The following is a 16914-nucleotide window of genomic DNA, read 5'->3' on the forward strand; positions in this document are numbered from 1 at the left end:
CCTCGGAGGTGGCCGACATCTGCTCGGACGCGCCGGCGTTCTGCTGGGTCACCTTGTCCAGCTGCTGGATGGCCTCGTTGATCTGGCTGGCGCCGACGTCCTGCTCGCGGCAGGCGGCGCTGATCTCGGACACCAGTTCGGCGGTCTTGCGGATATCCGGCACCAGGCGTTGCAGCATTTCGCCGGCTTCCTGGGCCGCCTTGACGGTGTCGCCCGACACGGCGCCGATTTCGGCGGCGGCCGTCTGGCTGCGTTCGGCCAGTTTGCGCACTTCCGAGGCGACGACGGCGAAGCCCTTGCCGTGTTCCCCGGCGCGGGCGGCCTCGACCGCCGCGTTCAGGGCCAGCAGATCGGTCTGACGCGCGATCTCCTGCACGATGCCGATCTTGTCGGCGATGGTGCGCATGGCGTCCACCGCCCGATTGACCGCCTCGCCGCTGGCCTCGGCGTCCTTGGACGACTGACGCGAGATCTTCTCGGTCTGGGCCGCGTTGTCGGCGTTCTGCTTGATGTTGGCGGCCATCTCTTCCATCGAGGCCGAGGCCTGTTCGGCGGCGGCCGCCTGTTCGGTCGCCCCCTGGCTCATCTGTTCCGACGTGGCAGACAGCTCCTGGCTGCCCGACGAGACGTTGTCCGCGGCCGACAGGGCGTCGCCGACCACGCCGCGCAGGCGTTCCACCATGGACTGCAGCGAAAGACCCAGCGTGTCCTTGTCCGACAGCGGCTTGGGCTGGACCGTCAGGTCGCCGTTGGCGATCTCGTCCGCCATGGTGGCGGTGGTCTTCAGATTGTCCGTCAGTCTGTTGAAGGCGTTGACCAGGTCCTTGATCTCGTCGTTCGACTTGATCTCGACCCGCTCGTCCAGGTCGCCGATGGCGACGGCGTCGGCCACGGTCATCAGGCGGTTCAGGCCGGCGCTGATGCCCAGGGCGATCCACAGGGCGGCGGAAACGGCCAAGGTGATCGCCAAGATTGACAGGGTGATCAGAAGGGTGCGGGTGTTCTGATAGTCCTTGTCCGCATCCGCCTGGGCCGCATCAGCGCGATCGCGGTTGAGTTGGACGCCCTCATACAGCTTCTCGGTCAGCGCCACCGCAGCCTCGCGGCCTTCGCCACCCGAATAGGCGGCCGCAGCAGCGGTGTCACCCGCAGCGGCGAGGGCGCGAACCTTGTCGTCAGTCCGATCGAACGCCTCTGTCTTGGCCTTTATGTCCGCCCACAGGGCCCGTGTCGCCTCAGAGGCCGACCCGTGCATATCGTCGAAAATCTCCTGATATTTCGCGCGCGCCTCATCGCCAGCTTCGATCTGACGCTGCATTTCTTCGGGTGTCCGCGCCAGAACCACATTCTTCTGCGCGCGCACGACCATCAAGGCGTAGCTGTTGAGCTGGTGCATCTTGTCGAGGCGGACGACAGCCCCTTCAACCACCTCATCCATGGCGTCCTTGGCGACGCCCAGGCTGAAGATGCCGTATCCGGCGACTCCCGCCAAAGCGAGAATGAGAAAGCCGAAGGCTACGGCTAGTTTGGCCTTGATGGTGAAACGCATGGCTGATCTCCCCGATAGCCGGTCAATGACGGGTGGCGGACGCGACCGGCTGGCGGGCGTCCTGCTGTTGATTGAAGATGGCCTGGAGGTCGGGAACGACGATGAACTCGCCGCCGCGCTTGACCAGGCATTGGATGAACTCGGGCCGCCAGCGCATGCCGACGCTGGGCGGCGCCTCCGAGTCGGCGCGGGCCAGGGTGGTGACTTCGTGGACCTTGTCGGTGCGAAGGCCGACCAGGGTCGGTTCGCCGGCCAGTTCGATCTCGATGACCACGATCCGGCTGTCGATGGTGGCGGCCCCCCGCTCCAGCCCGAAGGCCACGCGCAGGTCGGACAAGGGAATGACCTTGCCGCGGAAGTTGATGACCGCCCCGGCGAAGGCGCCGGCGCCGGGCACCACGGTCTCGGGCGCCAGGTCCATGATTTCCTGCACGCCGACGGCGTGAAGGGCGAACAGCTCGCCATTCAGTTCGAAGGTCAGGACCTCGACCTGTTCGGCGCCGGTCCAACCGGGCGCGGTGGTGATTTCGGCCTGGGTGCTCATATGGCTTCGCGCATCTGCGCCTCCTGCTGCTGGCCCTTGGCGACCAGGTGGCCGACGTCCAGGATCAGGGCCACGCCGCCGTCGCCCAGGATTGTGGCGCCCGAGAAGGTCGGCAGGCCGGAATGGAGTTTGGACATCGACTTGATCACCGTCTGGTGGTCGCCGATGATCTGATCGACCACCAGGCCGATCCGCTCGGTCCCGGTCGAAACGACCACGACCTTCTGGTGCAGTTCGGGCGGGGTGCCGGTCTCGAACATCTCGCGCAGGCGCAGATAGGGCACCAGGCTGTTCCGCAGCGAGATGAAGCTGCGGCCGCGCGAGCGCAGATCCTCGTCCAGCGACAGTTCCAGGCATTCCTCGACGGCGCCCAGCGGGATCACGTAGCGGCCCTGACCGACGCGGACCAGCAGGCCGTCGATGATGGCCAGGGTCAGCGGGATCCGCAGCGAAACCTCCGAGCCCTCGCCAGGCCGGCTGGCGATGTCGATGGAGCCGCGCAGCGCCTCGATGGTGCGTTTGACCACGTCCATGCCGACGCCGCGGCCGGACAGATTGGTCACCGCCGCCGCCGTCGAGAAGCCGGGATGGAAGATCATCTGCAGCAGGTCGTGGTCGCTGAGTGCGGCGCCGGGCTCGATCAGGCCCTGCGCCTCCGCCTTGGCGCGGACGCGGTCGCGGTCGATGCCTCGACCGTCGTCGCGGATGGTGATGACCACCTCGCCGCCCGACTGATGGGCCGACAGGCGGATGCGGCCGGTGGCCGGCTTGCCGGCGGCCGCGCGATCCTCGGCGGTCTCCAGTCCGTGGTCGGCGGCGTTGCGGATCAGGTGGACCAGCGGGTCGGCCAGACGTTCGATGACCGTCTTGTCGATCTCGGTCGTTTCGCCGTCGGTCGATAGTTCGATGACCTTGCCGGTCTCGCGGGCCAGGTCATGGACCAGGCGGCGGAAGCGGCCGAACAGGGTCGCCACCGGCACCATGCGCAGCACCATCATGGTGTCGCGCAGCTCGCCCGACAGGCGTTCGATCTCTTCCGAGACGGCGCGCAGGGCTGTGTCGACGCCGGAATTGGCGATCTGGCTCAGGCGGGACTGGGCGATGACCAGTTCCCCCACGCGGTCCATCAGTTCGTCCAGGCGATCGGCCGGCACCCGCACGCTCTCGCTCGGCTTGGCCGTCTTGGCGACGCCGGCCTCGGCGGCGTCCGGAGCGGTGGGGGCGGAAGACTGGACCGGTGCGGCGACCTGAGCCGGTGCGGCGGTCTGGGGTAGGATCGAAGAAACCTCGGCGACGACCTCAGCCGGACCGGTCTGGTCCGCAACGACCGCGTCCGCATTGGACGCGTCCAGGGGCTCGATCGACAGGTTCATCTCGTCCATCACGAAGATGAAGACATCCTCGATCGCCCCCCGGCCCTGATCGGTGGCCAAGGTCACGTCCCAGGCCAGATAGTGGTCGGTCGGCTCGATCTGGCTCAACGGCGGCACGCGCGAGACGTCGGCCACGACGCGCGCCTCGCCCAGGTCGCGAAGCTCGGCCAGCAGCGCCAGTGGGTTGGTGCCGTTCTTGAAGGCGTGGGACGGCAGATCGAACCGGATGCGCCAGGCCGTCTGGACGGGGGCGGCGGCGACGGGCGCATTCCCGTCCGCTTCGCGCACAGCCCGTTCCAGGTCGGCCAGCAGGACATCGCCCGCCGCGCCGTGATCACCCGTCGGATCCTCCATCAGGCGGCGCATATGATCCCGCGCCGCCAGAACGGCCGAAACCAGATCGGTCGTGGCCGCCACCTCGCCCTTGCGGACGCGGTCGAAGGCGGTCTCGCAGTGGTGGGTGAAACCGGCCAGGGCGTCGAAGCCGAACATGGACCCCGATCCCTTCAGGGTGTGAAGCCCCCGGAAAACGGCGTCCACCAGATCGCGATCCTCGGGTCGGTCCAGCAGATCGAGCAGGCCCTGCTCGATCAACTCCAGGTTCTCTCTCGCCTCAACCTGGAAAACGGCGATGGCTTCGTCGCTCATCGTCCCAGCACCTTCTTGGCCACACGCACCAGTTGATCGGGATCGAAGGGCTTGGTCAGCCATCCGGTGGCGCCTGCGGCCTTGGCCCGCGCCTTGAATCCTTCGTCGGATTCCGTGGTCAGGAAGACGATCGGCACGCCCATCTGATCGGGCATCCGGCGCATCTCCTCGATCATGGTCAGGCCGTCCATGACGGGCATGTTCAGATCGGTGATGATCAGGTCGAAGGCGCTGGCCTTGGCCTTTTCAATGCCCTCGGCGCCATTGACCGCTTCGGCTACCGAATAGCCGGCGTTGGTCAGCGCGATCTTCAGCGCGACGCGGATGCTGGGCGAGTCATCGACCGTGAGGATAGAAGCGGTCATTGGGCGGGTCCTTGGTGAAGCCAGAACTGGAGATCGTCAGCCGTGGCGTCCGTCAGGAAGCCGGCCGCATCGAGCGTTGGCCGAAATTCCGTCGCCGGACGTTCCAGGACCAGGGTCTTGCCGACCGCCCGGGCCTGGCGCCGCGCAGACTCGATCAGCTGCAATCCGCAAAGATCGACGGGCTGCTCATCGGCAAGGTCGAGACTGATGGTGTCGTCTTCCTCGAAGGCGTCGAGAATCGACTGGCGAAGGACGACGACGTTCTTCACTACGAGAGCAGCGTCGATCAGCACACGTTTCGTCATACCCCATCCCCACCACGCATGACGCAGAGCCATGCAACTGATCCCCATGGTTGACGATGGGCGTTAAACCGCCTTCAAAACTGCGATAGGTGAATCTACCTAGCTTGGCCGTAAGCAACGCAAGGCTGTGTCGTTCACTTCGACTTCACCTTCCCGGATTAGATTCGAATCCTCAGCAGAACCGCTGAACACAGGGGGGTCCGAATTGACCTACGTCGATGCAGATGATGAAACCTGCTATGAGGGCGACGTCTTCCACGGCCAGATCGCGGACGCCTCGCCCGCCTATATATGGCTGCTGAACCCACAGGGACGGATCGTCCATGTCAGCCGTGCGGCGCGGCGTTTCCAACCGGAACCTCCAGCGCCCCATACCATGGCCTGGCGCGACGCCTGGCCGGTCGACTGCCGCTTTTCCATCGATCGCGGCGTCCAGGAAGCACAGGCGGGTCGGGCCTTCTCCTTCCGCACGCGATTCACCACTGAACAATCGTCGGCGGTCTATCTGGATACGACGGTCAGCGCCGTGCGCGACGACACCGGGCGGATCGTGCGCCTCCTGGTCAAGGCCGAGGACGTCACCCAGGAGACCGAGACCGCCGCCTTCCTGAACACCGTCATCGAGGTCCTGCCCCTGGCCCTGACCGTCAAGGACGCCCGGACGGGCCGCTACATCCTGGCCAACCGCGCGGCGGAGAAACTGTTCGGTCGGTTCGAGGGGCTGACGGGACTGCGCGCCTCCGACGTCCTGCCCGCCGCCTTCGCTGAATGGGCGGCGGACGCCGTGCCGGGCATGGGCTCCCAGTCGACGGTGTACGAGGATCACGCTGAGGCCGGGTTCCGCTATCTGGCCGCCACCAAGCTCGCGACCTATGACGACGAGGGGGTGCGCCATCTGATCGGCCTGACCGAGGACATCACCCAGAAACAGCGCGACGCCGACGCCCTCTATCAGGCGCTGGAACAGGCCGAACAGGCCAACCGCGCCCGCAGCGCCTTCGTCACCAACATCAGCCACGAGATTCGCACCCCCCTGAACGGCGTCATCGCCGGGGTCGACCTTCTCGCCGCCCGCTCGACCGCGCCCGACATCCAGGAAGTCACCGAGATGATCCGCGCCTCGGCCGCCGTGCTGCAGGATCAGTTGCAGCAACTGCTGGCCGTCGCTCGCCTGGACGGGATAGACGGGCCGCCGGAGGTCGAGACCTTCGCCCTTGGCGACCTGATCGAGCGGGTCGTCCGCCCCGCGCGCGAGGCCGCAAGGGCCAAGGGTCTAGCGTTCGTCGTCGAGATCGCCCCCGCTCTTCCCGCAGCCTTCGTCGGCGATCCGGCGGGCATAGAGCGGGTGCTGACCCCCTTGCTGAACAATGCGGTCAAGTTCACCCACCGGGGCGAAATCCGCCTGACCGTCGATCCATGCCAGAACGGGGGTGTTCGCTTCGCCTGCGTGGACACGGGCGTCGGTTTCGATCCCGCCCTGAAGGCGGCCATGTTCGCCGCGTTCCGGCAACAGGACGACGCCCTGACCCGCGAATACGGCGGCATGGGCCTGGGTCTCGCCTTGGCGCGGAAAGCCGCGCGAGCGCTCGGCGGGATCCTCGACGCCGCGCCGCGTGAAGACGGGGGGTCGGTCTTCTGGCTGGATCTGCCCCTGTCCACCGCGCCGGTTCAAACCACGGACGAAGTCACGACCGACCCGGTTGACCGGTTGCGCGTCCTGGTCGCCGACGACCATCCGACCAATCGCCGGATCGTCGAAATGATGCTGGAGTCCGTTGCGGACGTCACGACGGCCGAAGACGGCGTCGAGGCTGTGGAAGCCGCCGGACGCGAAACCTTCGACGTCATCCTGATGGACATCCAGATGCCCCGCATGGACGGAATCACGGCGGTCGCCCGCATTCGCGACGCGGAACGCGCGGCGGGCCGGGCCCACGTCCCGGTCATCATGCTGACCGCCAACACCCAGCCCGAACATGTCGAAGCGGCGCGGCTGGCGGGCGCCGACCGCCACCTCGGCAAACCCTTCACCCTCGCCCTGCTTTTCAACGAGATCCAGGCTCTGCTGGCGGACGCCCCGGCCCGCACGCCCCTGGGCCGTCACGCGAACGCCTAGGGTTCGAGCTCGATGTCCCGATAGAGGCAGGTGACAACGCCTGATCCGCCGCAATAGGCCCCTCGCGGGCGCTGATGGAATCCGCTCCGACATGGAGCGACATCTATCTTTGAAGACCACGCGGGGGGCTGTGGCCGTCCGGGCGTCCTTGACGGCAAGGGTCAGGGGCAGGGCCTTGATGACGGTGTTCAGGAAGCAGCCCCCTGGCTGAGGTCGTCGCTTGATCGAGTGGAAAATGCGCTCGACCAGGGGGGAGCGAGAACGTGACCAGAGAGAGACATTCGGGTCGCTTTGGTCACGTCGCCACGGCCCTCTGACACCCACTCTAGCCCATCAGGTTTCCGTTTGCGGACGCGACGACGCACGCGCAAAATCACCGAAGTGACCGGAGTCACGCCGTGGCTTTCTACGATGCGATATTTTGCGCTGCCCACTGCTTCCCATAGGGTAGCACGGACGACTGGGAAGCAGTTTTGGACCCCGGAGGGGAAGGCTAACTGCTTGTCTACCTTGGTCTCGACTTGGAGCGGGCGAAGAGATTCGAACTCTCGACCCCAACCTTGGCAATGTTGGGGATCAGCATTTCCGGGCTTTTCAGCACGTTCCAAAAATCAGTTTTGTATGTTGTTTTAACTAGGTTTTCTTGTTTATCCGGTTACGGAGCGTTTCGCCCGGTTTCACTTGAGTTGGTAGCGGAGTGGTAGCGGTGGCTCGGAAATGAGCGTAGATTTCCATCGCCATGACGAAGCAAAAACTCACCAAGCGCGTGGTTGAGAGCGCGCCCGTTCCGGAGAGCGGCGAGGGTCGAATTTGGGACAGCGAGATCGCAGGCTTCTGCCTCCGGATCTATCCCGGGACCGAAACCCGACAGGGCCATGCCGCCAAGCCTGTCCGAAGGATGTTCGCCATCAAATATCGGGTCCGCGGGATCCAGCGCTGGCTGACGCTTGGCGAGCATGGGGATGGGCCGGACAAGCTCACGGCGGATCGGGCTCGCAAGGAGGCGGCGTCGGTGGTGGTCGATGTGCGGCGCGGCATCGATCCCGGAGAAGCCCGCAGGCGCATCGAGGGCCTCACCGTCAAAGGCCTGGTCGAGTTGTATCTGGAGAAAGGGCCGGACGACAAACCGACCAAACGGGATTCGTCATGGGCCATGGACCGGACCAACCTCGAGCGCCACGTCGCGCCCCTGCTTGGGAAGATGGCGCTTGATACGGTCACCCGCGACCACATCACCGGGATGATCCGATCGATCACGGCCGGGAAGACCGCCAAGGATGTAAAGACCAAATTTCGTGGTCGATCCATCGTGAAGGGCGGAGCAGGCATCGCTGACCGCACCTATTCCACCCTGCGGGCGACCTTCAACTGGGCGATCGATAAGGGCCATTTCGCCGGCCCGAACCCCTGCGCGAAGGTCGAACGCAAGCGCCGACCGGCGGTCGAGCGCTTCCTGTCCGAGTCCCAGGCCCAGGACCTGATCGCCGCGCTCGACGCTCTGGAAGCGGATGCGACGATCTCCGAACGGCAGGGCGCGGTCTATCGGCTTCTGCTTCTGACGGGTGCGCGGCGCAACGAGATCGCTGGTCTGCGCTGGACGGAGGTCGACTTCGACCGGCGCCGGCTCGTGCTGCCGCCGAGCCGCACCAAGGCCGGTGGGCGCACGGGGGATCGTCGGATCTCGCTCAACGACATGGCCTTCGGAATCCTGCAGCGTCTCTACAAGACGCGCGGGCGAAGCCAGTTCGTCTTCCCGGCCACCAAGGGCGACAACGGATATGCGACGTCCGAGTCCAAGATCTGGCGCGACAAGGTGCTCCCCAAAGCCAAGCTGGAAGGCGTGCGCATCCACGACCTGCGCCACAGTTTCGCAAGCTTCGCCTTGGCTGACGGGGCCAGCCTCCCGATGATCGGCAAGGCGCTGGGACACGCCAACAGCCGCGCTACAGAACGGTACGCCCATTTGAGCGATGACCCAGTTCGGGCGCTTGCGGAACGGATTGGCGAGCGCTTCAGTCCTAAGGTGACTTAGCAAGCGTCTCTCTGATGGGCAGGTATGCCATAAGGATCCAATCCGAGTTTGACAGGCCGCAAGTTACGACACTCAGGGCGCCCCAATAGGCCGACCAATAAACCTGCAATTTCGATCAATCCGACCCTTCAGCATTGGCTGGATGTCTCGGGCGGAAGAACTGGGCATATCGCGAAGTCGAACACGCTATCGCGGCCGCACGCGTCACAGGTCCATTGGAAACCCTGGCGGATCTCGTCGGGAAAAATCCGATGGATACCGTCGCAATTCTCGTGTGCGCATGGCGCTGGAAAGGCTTTCGTTGTCCATTTTCCCTCCCCGTCCTCCTCGAAGAAGACGAGATGGTCAGCGCCGCAGGCTACGCATTTTGCAGGAAACTGACCTGCTTCGTCGCGCGGCAAGCGTTTGCGCATGTCCTCGCCACATCTGAAGCACGGGCAGTGAGAGAAGGTCCCCATAATGAAGGAGGTCTTCGCTGGCGTGACGACAGGATCGAGTTCCTCAACCAAGGCTTCGCATCGCCGCCGCAACTTTTCGAAATCGGGGCCGCCCTTTTCATTTAGCTGCTTCAGGGTCGGGAAGTGCAGGTAGCTCCCAATGGCGCCGTAATTGTCCTTCAACGTCGCTTGGCGGATGGGCTGCTCGAAGAAGACAGCGGCGCGCGCGTCATCCACTCCGGGAGCCAGGTTGCGGGCGATCTTGACGGTCTGTGGAGTATCGGCCCGAGGGTCGATTTCAAGAAGCAGCCTCAGAACCTTAGGTGGCTGCCACGTCTCATAGACGCTGGGCGGGACATCTCGCCTGTAGTCGTGCAGCCGGTCGTAAGCGATCGCCTCGAGCGTCAGGCGCAGTTCCAAGGCGGCATAGCGTAGCGCCTGGTCGTCACCTTGGGCCAGCAGCGCCTTCGCCCGCGCAAGTGCCTGACGGGCCTCATGACGGAACTGCATGCTCGCCCTTTCCGGAAAACAATGTCACAGGTGCCACCGATCTGTGACGTCGCCGCAGGAATGACTCCCTCGGAGCTGGAGGCCCCCCATCAGGTCGCGGGCTTCCGCATAAACAGCCTCCATCGGTTTGCCGCCCTCGCCGCTCTGAACCCAGTGCTGGACACGGTCGGCCAACTTGACGGACAGAATTTCACTCAGGAGGTCGCCAAAGGGCGCCGGGAAGTTCTGATCGCGCATCGCGCCCTTGAGCAGGATTCCGACCGTCGGGGTGACGGCGATCAGTTCTGCGCCTCGATAAAGCTTGTCGTCCGTCAGACCAAAGAAGCCGGATCCGCACGGATGGTGGATCAGGCCGCGCTTGTGCAGCCGCTCGATGCGCACCCGCGGCAACCCGGAGATCCAGTAAGGAAACTTCGGCTCGCCCGGCTCAATGCTCATAAGGAAAAACGGGTCGAAATCCTCTTCCCAAGAAATCCGCCCTGCTTCTTGCTCCGCGTCGAACGCCACCTTCATCTCGGCCACTTCGACCAGCCAGCCAAGCAAAGTGAGATGGCTGTAGCCAGTAGTTAGATGCTCGCTGTGAATCCGAAGGATCGGCAGGTTATCTCGCTTGCAGAGCTCGTCCTTCTTGGCGTCTCGCTCCCGCTGGCGGACACTTCGGTGCGACGCTCCGTCGAACTCGATCGCGTAGACCGGGTCACAGTCATTGCGACAGATCACAAAATCGAAGTGCGCTTTTAGCGCGTAGGTCTTGAGGTCGCCGGTTGCCCCGACCTCGTCGGGATCAATCACGTCCGCGACCCGAACTTTCGGAAAAATGGACAGGCCGAATCGGTCGGCGACCGGCTTGACCGCGTTGTGGGTCATCTGCTCGTAATGATCGAAAAGGCGTTTCACGGCCGGCTCCGGGTTGACGCGTCAGCCCTAGCACGGCGAGAACATAGGGCGAACCGCACAAAGGGATTGATCCTCCTGTGCGCGACCGTTGCGCGGTAGTCGCGCGATACGGCCACCCGCGATTGCGGCCTAGCTTTGCCGTATCCATATCTCCGATGGTCGAGTTTTCGACGGGATGGGGGTGCCGCACATGGCCACTGCAAACTATTGGCTGAGCTTCATGGTCGCGACTGAACGTTCTGCAGCGAAAGGCGTCGAGTCTCTTCGCCGCCAGTCGATCTATGCGGCCGTCCAGGTCTTCGACTCGGGCTACTGGGACGAGACGACCTCGTTCATTCTGTTCGAAGCCGATGATGACATCGACGTGGTCGGCAAGGCGGTGGTCGCCGGCCTCGATTCTGATCTCGACCTCCTGATCCTCCGAAAGGTGTCAAGCGCGAGCGCCCGGTACTGGGGCAAGGTCACGCAGCCAACCTCTCTGGGCGGCTACGTCGCAAACATCGCCCGCTTGCGCTGATAAGGACGCCCCATGCCTGATCTTACACAGGGGCACGCTCCGCCCGCCTATTGGCAGCAGTTCGAAGACCTGACCGTAGGCGCGGCCCGTGTCGTGTTCGGCGACCCGACGCCGCAGAAGGTCGGGCGGCAGGGCCAGAGCCAGAACGGACTCGACGTGCTCGTTCAGGCGGAAGATGGCCGCACAATCGGCATCCAGTGCAAACAGCGCGATGAGCGCGACGCGGACAATGTGCTTCTGGCTGGCAGGGCCATCACGGTCAAGGCGTTGACGGACGCTGTCCGGCGCGCCGAGAGCCATCCGGCGAAACTGGACCTGTTTATTCTCGCGACGACGGCCAAGCCGGACCGGGCAATCCAGAACAAGGCGGCCGCCATGGCGGCTGCCCGCAAGAAGGTTGGAAAGTTCGGTGTCCTGACCTGGTCCTGGGGCGACTATGACGCGGTCCTGAATCGCGATGCACGGCTGCAGGATGAATATTATCGGACCGTCGCCCAGGGGCTCACGGCGCCCGAGCGCGATCAGAAACTGCTCGGGCTTTTCGCGGTCGCTTTTGATCGTCCTGCGTTTCGCGACCCGTTGAGCTGCGAGCATGCCGACAATTTCAAACAGGCCCTAATCGACACTCAGCGCCTTCTCGCGACCGGTGATCTTCTCGACAGGGAGGGGAGACGGGTGCAACGGGCTATTGGTGGGGTTCGCACGCTCAACGATGACGATCTTCGTCTTGGAGCTGAGGCTCTCGCCGGTGAGCTGAACGACTTCAGGACCACCTTGCTGAGAGCCGAGCGAAACGGCGATGTAAGCCAGCACAATGACTGGCTGATGATCCCGAACTTCGCGGTTCAACAGGCTTTGGAAGACAAGCGGCGTCGCGTGGTCACAACCTTGAATCGATTGCTCCTTGCCGCTGACCTTGCACCGCTCCCGCAACATTCCTGGTGAAAAAGCCGTGCGGCCCTGAAGTACGCGCAGGGCGCGCCAGCGTCCTCAAGGACAGGCATGTGCTTGGGCCCGTTGAGTTGTTCTACCCCGCCTATCTCGTGACATTCTGACGTGCGGGCGCCTGCACCGCCGGTTTCGCTGCCATCAGCCTTGGCGGCATTGTTTGGTCATCCCCTGCTGAAGACAGATGAAAGGATCGCATGGATAAGTACCGCATAGCCCTAACCGAGGCCGAAGAAGCGCTGGTCTCCAAGATCGACCTGCGCCTGTCTCATCGCAATCACGATGAAGCCCATGCCGCCTACAACGCGAATGCCGAACCCATTCTCGCCCTCCTGGCTTCGCTCAGCGAGCGAGACGGCGTGCCGCCCCAGAGGGTCCGCTACTGGAACGATGTCGAATACAATCCCGGCCGGATCAAAGCGTCGAGAAAGGGCGGGTTCGAACGCAATAACTGCCGGGGCGAAGACATCTATACGCACCCGAATTTCATCAAGCACCTTCGCTACATATTGCTCGGCGCCGACTTGCCGGAAGCGCTTATTCTCGATTTCGAGGAACAAGCCGGCAATCCCGAGTGGGTCTCGCTCAGCGACGCTATCCCGCTTGGCAAACACGCCCGCAAACTCGTGCGTCAATACGGTCTGGAGGCCCATCAGGCTTCGGAAGAGTTCTTCAAGTTGTGCCTGGACATGGGTCTGAGCCTCTCGGTCGCCTTGAGCATCATGAAAGCAGTTAAGCAAGCCCGCTAGGCGCTCTCTGCGAGGGGTAGATAAATTGTAAGCTTCGTACTACATATTAGGCCAATCCGTAGTGCGAAGGTGTCAAATGCCTACACCACATACGCCTCCCGCCGCCGTGCGGCGCGTCATGCGAAAGCTCGGCGCGGACATCCACGACGCCCGTCGGCGTCGGCGGCTGCCAATGGCCGTCGTCGCGGAGCGCGCCTTCACGTCCCGTTCGACCCTGCAGAAGATCGAGGCTGGCGACACCAATGTCAGCATCGGCATCTATGCTGGCGTCCTTCAGGCGCTCGGCCTGCTCGACGGTCTGGGCCAGATCGCCGACATCGGCAACGACCCGGTCGGACAAGCGCTGGCCAGCGCGGAACTGCCCAAGCGCGTCCATCTCAAGCGAACAGGCGGATCATCTCGCGATGACTGACTTTGAGGTACATCTCGACCTGGATGGACGCACGCGCCCTATCGGCCTGGCGAGGAGCAATCGCGTTCGAGGCACGGAGACCATCCTTTTCGAATATGATGGCGCGTGGCTCGCCGATCCAGACCGGTTCTCGCTAGAGCCTGCCCTTGCCCTGACCCGCGGTGCCTTCGCCCCTCCTGCCGGACTGGCGACTTTCGGCTCCATCGGAGACTCAGCGCCCGACACATGGGGGCGACGTCTTATGCAACGGGCCGAACGCCGCCTTGCCGAACGCGAAGGCCGCGCCGTTCGCACCCTTGCGGAAAGCGATTACCTGCTCGGCGTCGCCGACGAGACCCGCCTGGGGGCCCTCAGATTTCGTTGGGCGGGCGAAGATATGTTCCAGGCCCCGATCCGCGCCGGCGTCCCCGCCCTGATCGAACTCGGGCGGCTGCTCCAGATCACCGAACGGGTCCTCCGCGACGAGGAAACGGACGAGGACCTTCAACTCATCTTCGCCCCCGGCTCTTCCCTGGGCGGGGCCCGGCCCAAAGCGTCGGTCATCGACCAGCACGGACACCTCTCCATCGCCAAATTTCCGAAGGAGACCGACGAATACAGCATAGAGACGTGGGAAGAGATCGCGCTCCGACTGGCTGGCCAGGCGGGCATCACCACCCCTCACCATGAACTCATTGAGGTCGCCGGCAAGGCGGTGATGCTGTCGCGGCGCTTCGATCGCGCCGGCCCGATCCGCACGCCTTTCCTGTCAGCCATGGCGATGATGGGCGCCAAGGACGGCGAGCGCGGCAGCTACCCGGAGATCGTCGACGCGCTTACGCAACATGGCGCTCAGGGGAAGACCGACGCTCATGCCCTCTATCGGCGGGTCGTCCTCAACGTGCTGATTTCCAATGTCGATGATCACCTGCGCAACCATGGCTTCCTTTGGCTCGGCAAGACGGGATGGTCCCTCTCTCCCGCTTACGACCTCAACCCTGTGCCCACCGACCTCAAGGCGCGTGTGCTGACGACCAACATCGACCTCGATGAGGGCACTTGCTCGCTCGACCTGCTTGAGGCGGCTTCGGAGTTCTTCGGCCTCACGCTGCAGCAGGCCCGCGCCATCATCAAAGAGGTCGCGACCGTGACCGCGACGTGGCGTGACACCGCCAAGGCCGTCGGCGCCCGCTCCGCCGAAATTACCCGGATGGCCAGCGCCTTCGAGCACGATGATCTCAAGCGGGCGCTGGCGCTATGACCCGAACCTTCATCTACAACTTCACGCCGCCATCACTGGACCCGTTCCCGGGCGCGACCATCGCGCTGGACGTCTCCGACATCGAAGACGCCGGCATCCGCGAAGTGCTCCAGACGCCGGGCGCAGCCTATGGCGCCTGGTCGATCCTGGATGCTCTCCTCGCCCCGACCGGCGCGGGCACATCCTTCCTCTTCAGGCAGCCGCTGGGCCAGGCGCGCGAAGTGAAGGTCGCGTTGTCGGGCCTGTTCGGGCGGTTCGTCGCCCGCGCTTATCTCGAACGATATTTTGACCTCTCCGTTTTCGCCCATCTCGGCAACCAAGTGATCGATCTCGATCGCCGCAAGCAGGCCAGGATCAAGCGCCTCGCCCGAGGCGACCTCCCTGACTGGATCGCATGCAAATCCGATCTGACCTCGCTCACGATCGCGGAGGCCAAGAGCTGTCACGACCCGGGAGGCCCCGCGAAAGCACTCGCGCGCGCCTGGACACAAGCCGGGCGCATCGACGTGACGGTCAAAGGCCAAAAGGTCACCGTAAAGCGGATCGCGGTCGCCACCCGTTGGGGCGTGGCCAATTCCAATCCCGCTGATGCTCACCTGTCGGTTCGCGATCCCATCGACGAGGGCGTTCCCATTGATCCGCAAGACAAGGACGCCCCGTTCATCGGGCTGCTCCGCCTGCATGTCGCCAACCTGATCGAGCCCCTTGGCCATGCCGAACTCGCACAGGCGCTGCGCACGCTCACACGCCAGACCTTTCCGCGACCGCTCGCGGTCGCCCGACCGGACCGCGCTGGTGGCTGGATCATCCCGCTCGGCGGGGACCGACACATAATTGGAGGGGTCTGAACCGTGGACACTGGATTTGTTGATCTCGACATCCTCATCACCCGAATTCGGCATCCGCAGTCGAAGGTGTATTTTCTTGATGCGGTGAAAGCCTACAAGGCCGGCGCGCTGCGTGGCGCACTCACCTCAGCCTGGGTCGCCCTGGTCTACGACCTGATCGCCAAGTATCGCGAGCTGAGCGCTATGGGCGATGCGGCCGCCACGGCATTTCTTCAGGCGTGGGACAACGCGACCGTCACAGGCGATATCCCCAAGCTGCTTCAGCTTGAGGGAGGCATCCTCGAAGACGCAACGGCCAACACTCAGGTCGTCAATCGCATCGCCCGAACGCATCTGGAGCGCCTGCGCGAAGATAGACATCTTTGCGCGCACCCGGCCTTCTCGGCCGAGGCGGATCTCTTCGCGCCGTCGCCCGAGCTGGTGCGGCTTCACCTCGTCAATGCGGTCGATCTTGTTCTGTCGCAGGAGCCCTTGCAAGGCAAAGCGATCTTCGAGCTGTACGACATCGACGTGCAGTCGCCCGGCTTTCCAACGGAATACGCGCGCATCCTGGACTATGTCGACCAGCGCTACCTGGCGCGCGTCCGCGCTCAGAACGTCCGCAACTTCGGCACGGTGCTCGCAAAATCCATTCTCAAGGGCGTGCCCGCGCAATGGGAGCCGCTCCATCGCAAGATAATCCCCTCGCTGGTCGCGGTGCGCGAACGCGCCGCTGAGGCCTGGCCGGATATATCGCTGGCGATCGTCAGGCTCATAGACAACCTCGAGCCGGCGAACCGCCCTCGCGCCATCGCGTTCATCGCCGCTTTTCCGGATTTCTGGCCGCAGCTTCAGGAGCCGACTCGGACGGCCCTTCAAGCGACCATCGACAACGCCGACCCCGCGGCGCTCGCTGACTACCGCATTCTGGCAGGCGTGACTGTCCCACAATTCCGCGCCGCGCTACTGCCGCTGATCGCCGGCCTCAATCGGGAAAATTTGGTCGCCGCAATCGCCTCTCAGCCGCTCGCCGACCTCTGGCCTCGGGCGGTCGATCTGTATCAGGCTTCTGGCAGCTGGCGCGGATCAGAGGTGAACTTCAGCGATCTCATCACGCCGTTCGCCGGCCGCCTCAACGGCCAACAGCTTGACCAACTCCTCGATGCCATCATCGACAACGGGCAGAACTGGGATGCGTCCGAAACGGATACGCTTCTGCTCGGCGTGCTCCGCGACGCGGCGCCCGCTGATCGGCCGACCCCTGACGCGCGCAATCGATTCTACCAACACGTTCGCCGCGTGCGCCGTGCCGACAAATACGAAGACGTTCTCACCTTCCTACAGTCCGACGGCTGGGTGCTGCCACCGCTGGAACAGCCGGTCGACGACGAACTGGATTAGAACGCAGGCGCTCAGGAGGCCCACGCACGAAGCAGAATCAGACA

At 64.1% G+C, this 16914-nt stretch carries 16 protein-coding genes; 9 read left to right on the forward strand and 7 right to left on the reverse strand.

Annotation, left to right across the window (positions count from 1 at the left end):
• The 5 genes from WC585_RS15030 to WC585_RS15050 form a co-directional block, all read right to left on the reverse strand.
• On the reverse strand, positions 1-1549 hold a 1549-nt coding region (locus tag WC585_RS15030; RefSeq protein ID WP_373258746.1), incomplete at its 3' end, for a methyl-accepting chemotaxis protein.
• Between the two features lie 22 nt (positions 1550-1571).
• Positions 1572-2093: a chemotaxis protein CheW gene (locus WC585_RS15035; protein ID WP_008258745.1), complete on the reverse strand. Its 522-nt coding sequence runs from the start codon at positions 2091-2093 to the stop codon at positions 1572-1574.
• On the reverse strand, positions 2090-4114 hold the full coding sequence (locus WC585_RS15040) for a chemotaxis protein CheA (protein WP_035305819.1): 2025 nt from the start codon (positions 4112-4114) through the stop codon (positions 2090-2092). The genes WC585_RS15035 and WC585_RS15040 overlap by 4 nt, the downstream gene beginning before the upstream one ends.
• On the reverse strand, positions 4111-4479 hold the full coding sequence (locus tag WC585_RS15045; RefSeq protein ID WP_008263549.1) for a response regulator: 369 nt from the start codon (positions 4477-4479) through the stop codon (positions 4111-4113). The genes WC585_RS15040 and WC585_RS15045 overlap by 4 nt, the downstream gene beginning before the upstream one ends.
• Positions 4476-4772 (reverse strand): STAS domain-containing protein, encoded by a 297-nt coding sequence (locus WC585_RS15050; RefSeq protein WP_373258749.1) that lies wholly within the window; start codon positions 4770-4772, stop codon positions 4476-4478. Before WC585_RS15050 ends, WC585_RS15045 begins: the two co-directional genes overlap by 4 nt.
• A gap of 217 nt (positions 4773-4989) precedes the next feature.
• Here WC585_RS15050 and WC585_RS15055 point away from each other — a divergent pair, with 217 nt between their 5' ends.
• On the forward strand, positions 4990-6900 hold the full coding sequence (locus WC585_RS15055; protein ID WP_373258750.1) for a response regulator: 1911 nt from the start codon (positions 4990-4992) through the stop codon (positions 6898-6900).
• A gap of 739 nt (positions 6901-7639) precedes the next feature.
• Complete coding sequence (locus tag WC585_RS15060) at positions 7640-8932, forward strand: tyrosine-type recombinase/integrase (RefSeq protein ID WP_373258751.1); 1293 nt, start codon at positions 7640-7642, stop codon at positions 8930-8932.
• Positions 8933-9060: 128 nt separating this feature from the next.
• On the opposite strand, the gene WC585_RS15065 is transcribed toward WC585_RS15060, so the two are convergent.
• Entirely contained in the window at positions 9061-9879 is an 819-nt protein-coding gene (locus tag WC585_RS15065; RefSeq protein ID WP_052004755.1) for a hypothetical protein, read from the reverse strand.
• 24 nt (positions 9880-9903) lie between these two features.
• Positions 9904-10776, reverse strand: coding sequence for a DUF2726 domain-containing protein (locus WC585_RS15070; RefSeq protein WP_052004753.1), 873 nt, complete (start codon positions 10774-10776; stop codon positions 9904-9906).
• Between the two features lie 190 nt (positions 10777-10966).
• Here WC585_RS15070 and WC585_RS15075 point away from each other — a divergent pair, with 190 nt between their 5' ends.
• The 7 genes from WC585_RS15075 (at position 10967) to WC585_RS15105 (ending at position 16870) form a co-directional block, all read left to right on the forward strand.
• A complete protein-coding gene (locus WC585_RS15075) occupies positions 10967-11293 on the forward strand; it encodes a hypothetical protein (RefSeq protein WP_035306123.1) in 327 nt (108 codons plus the stop codon).
• A 93-nt stretch (positions 11294-11386) separates the two neighbouring features.
• Complete coding sequence (locus tag WC585_RS15080) at positions 11387-12238, forward strand: hypothetical protein (protein WP_373258752.1); 852 nt, start codon at positions 11387-11389, stop codon at positions 12236-12238.
• A gap of 200 nt (positions 12239-12438) precedes the next feature.
• Positions 12439-12990 carry a hypothetical protein gene (locus WC585_RS15085; RefSeq protein WP_035306119.1) on the forward strand — a complete coding sequence of 184 codons (552 nt, stop codon included), beginning with the start codon at positions 12439-12441 and terminating at the stop codon, positions 12988-12990.
• 76 nt (positions 12991-13066) lie between these two features.
• Positions 13067-13402: a helix-turn-helix domain-containing protein gene (locus WC585_RS15090; RefSeq protein ID WP_035306118.1), complete on the forward strand. Its 336-nt coding sequence runs from the start codon at positions 13067-13069 to the stop codon at positions 13400-13402.
• Positions 13395-14642: a type II toxin-antitoxin system HipA family toxin gene (locus WC585_RS15095; RefSeq protein WP_035306116.1), complete on the forward strand. Its 1248-nt coding sequence runs from the start codon at positions 13395-13397 to the stop codon at positions 14640-14642. The genes WC585_RS15090 and WC585_RS15095 overlap by 8 nt, the downstream gene beginning before the upstream one ends.
• A complete protein-coding gene (locus WC585_RS15100) occupies positions 14639-15490 on the forward strand; it encodes a hypothetical protein (RefSeq protein WP_184279839.1) in 852 nt (283 codons plus the stop codon). Before WC585_RS15095 ends, WC585_RS15100 begins: the two co-directional genes overlap by 4 nt.
• 3 nt (positions 15491-15493) lie before the next feature.
• Positions 15494-16870: a hypothetical protein gene (locus tag WC585_RS15105; protein WP_146756759.1), complete on the forward strand. Its 1377-nt coding sequence runs from the start codon at positions 15494-15496 to the stop codon at positions 16868-16870.
• Positions 16871-16914 lie beyond the last annotated feature (44 nt).

The organism is Brevundimonas sp. (genome assembly GCF_041648055.1).
GTDB lineage: Bacteria > Pseudomonadota > Alphaproteobacteria > Caulobacterales > Caulobacteraceae > Brevundimonas.

Bases quoted from the DNA above. Each gene is read 5' to 3' on its own strand.
- WC585_RS15035 (WP_008258745.1), bottom strand. From the start codon at position 2,093: ATGAGCACCCAGGCCGAAATCACCACCGCGCCCGGTTGGACCGGCGCC.
- WC585_RS15040 (WP_035305819.1), bottom strand. From the start codon at position 4,114: ATGAGCGACGAAGCCATCGCCGTTTTCCAGGTTGAGGCGAGAGAGAAC.
- WC585_RS15045 (WP_008263549.1), bottom strand. From the start codon at position 4,479: ATGACCGCTTCTATCCTCACGGTCGATGACTCGCCCAGCATCCGCGTC.
- WC585_RS15060 (WP_373258751.1), top strand. From the start codon at position 7,640: ATGACGAAGCAAAAACTCACCAAGCGCGTGGTTGAGAGCGCGCCCGTT.
- WC585_RS15065 (WP_052004755.1), bottom strand. From the start codon at position 9,879: ATGCAGTTCCGTCATGAGGCCCGTCAGGCACTTGCGCGGGCGAAGGCG.
- WC585_RS15075 (WP_035306123.1), top strand. From the start codon at position 10,967: ATGGCCACTGCAAACTATTGGCTGAGCTTCATGGTCGCGACTGAACGT.
- WC585_RS15085 (WP_035306119.1), top strand. From the start codon at position 12,439: ATGGATAAGTACCGCATAGCCCTAACCGAGGCCGAAGAAGCGCTGGTC.
- WC585_RS15090 (WP_035306118.1), top strand. From the start codon at position 13,067: ATGCCTACACCACATACGCCTCCCGCCGCCGTGCGGCGCGTCATGCGA.
- WC585_RS15095 (WP_035306116.1), top strand. From the start codon at position 13,395: ATGACTGACTTTGAGGTACATCTCGACCTGGATGGACGCACGCGCCCT.
- WC585_RS15100 (WP_184279839.1), top strand. From the start codon at position 14,639: ATGACCCGAACCTTCATCTACAACTTCACGCCGCCATCACTGGACCCG.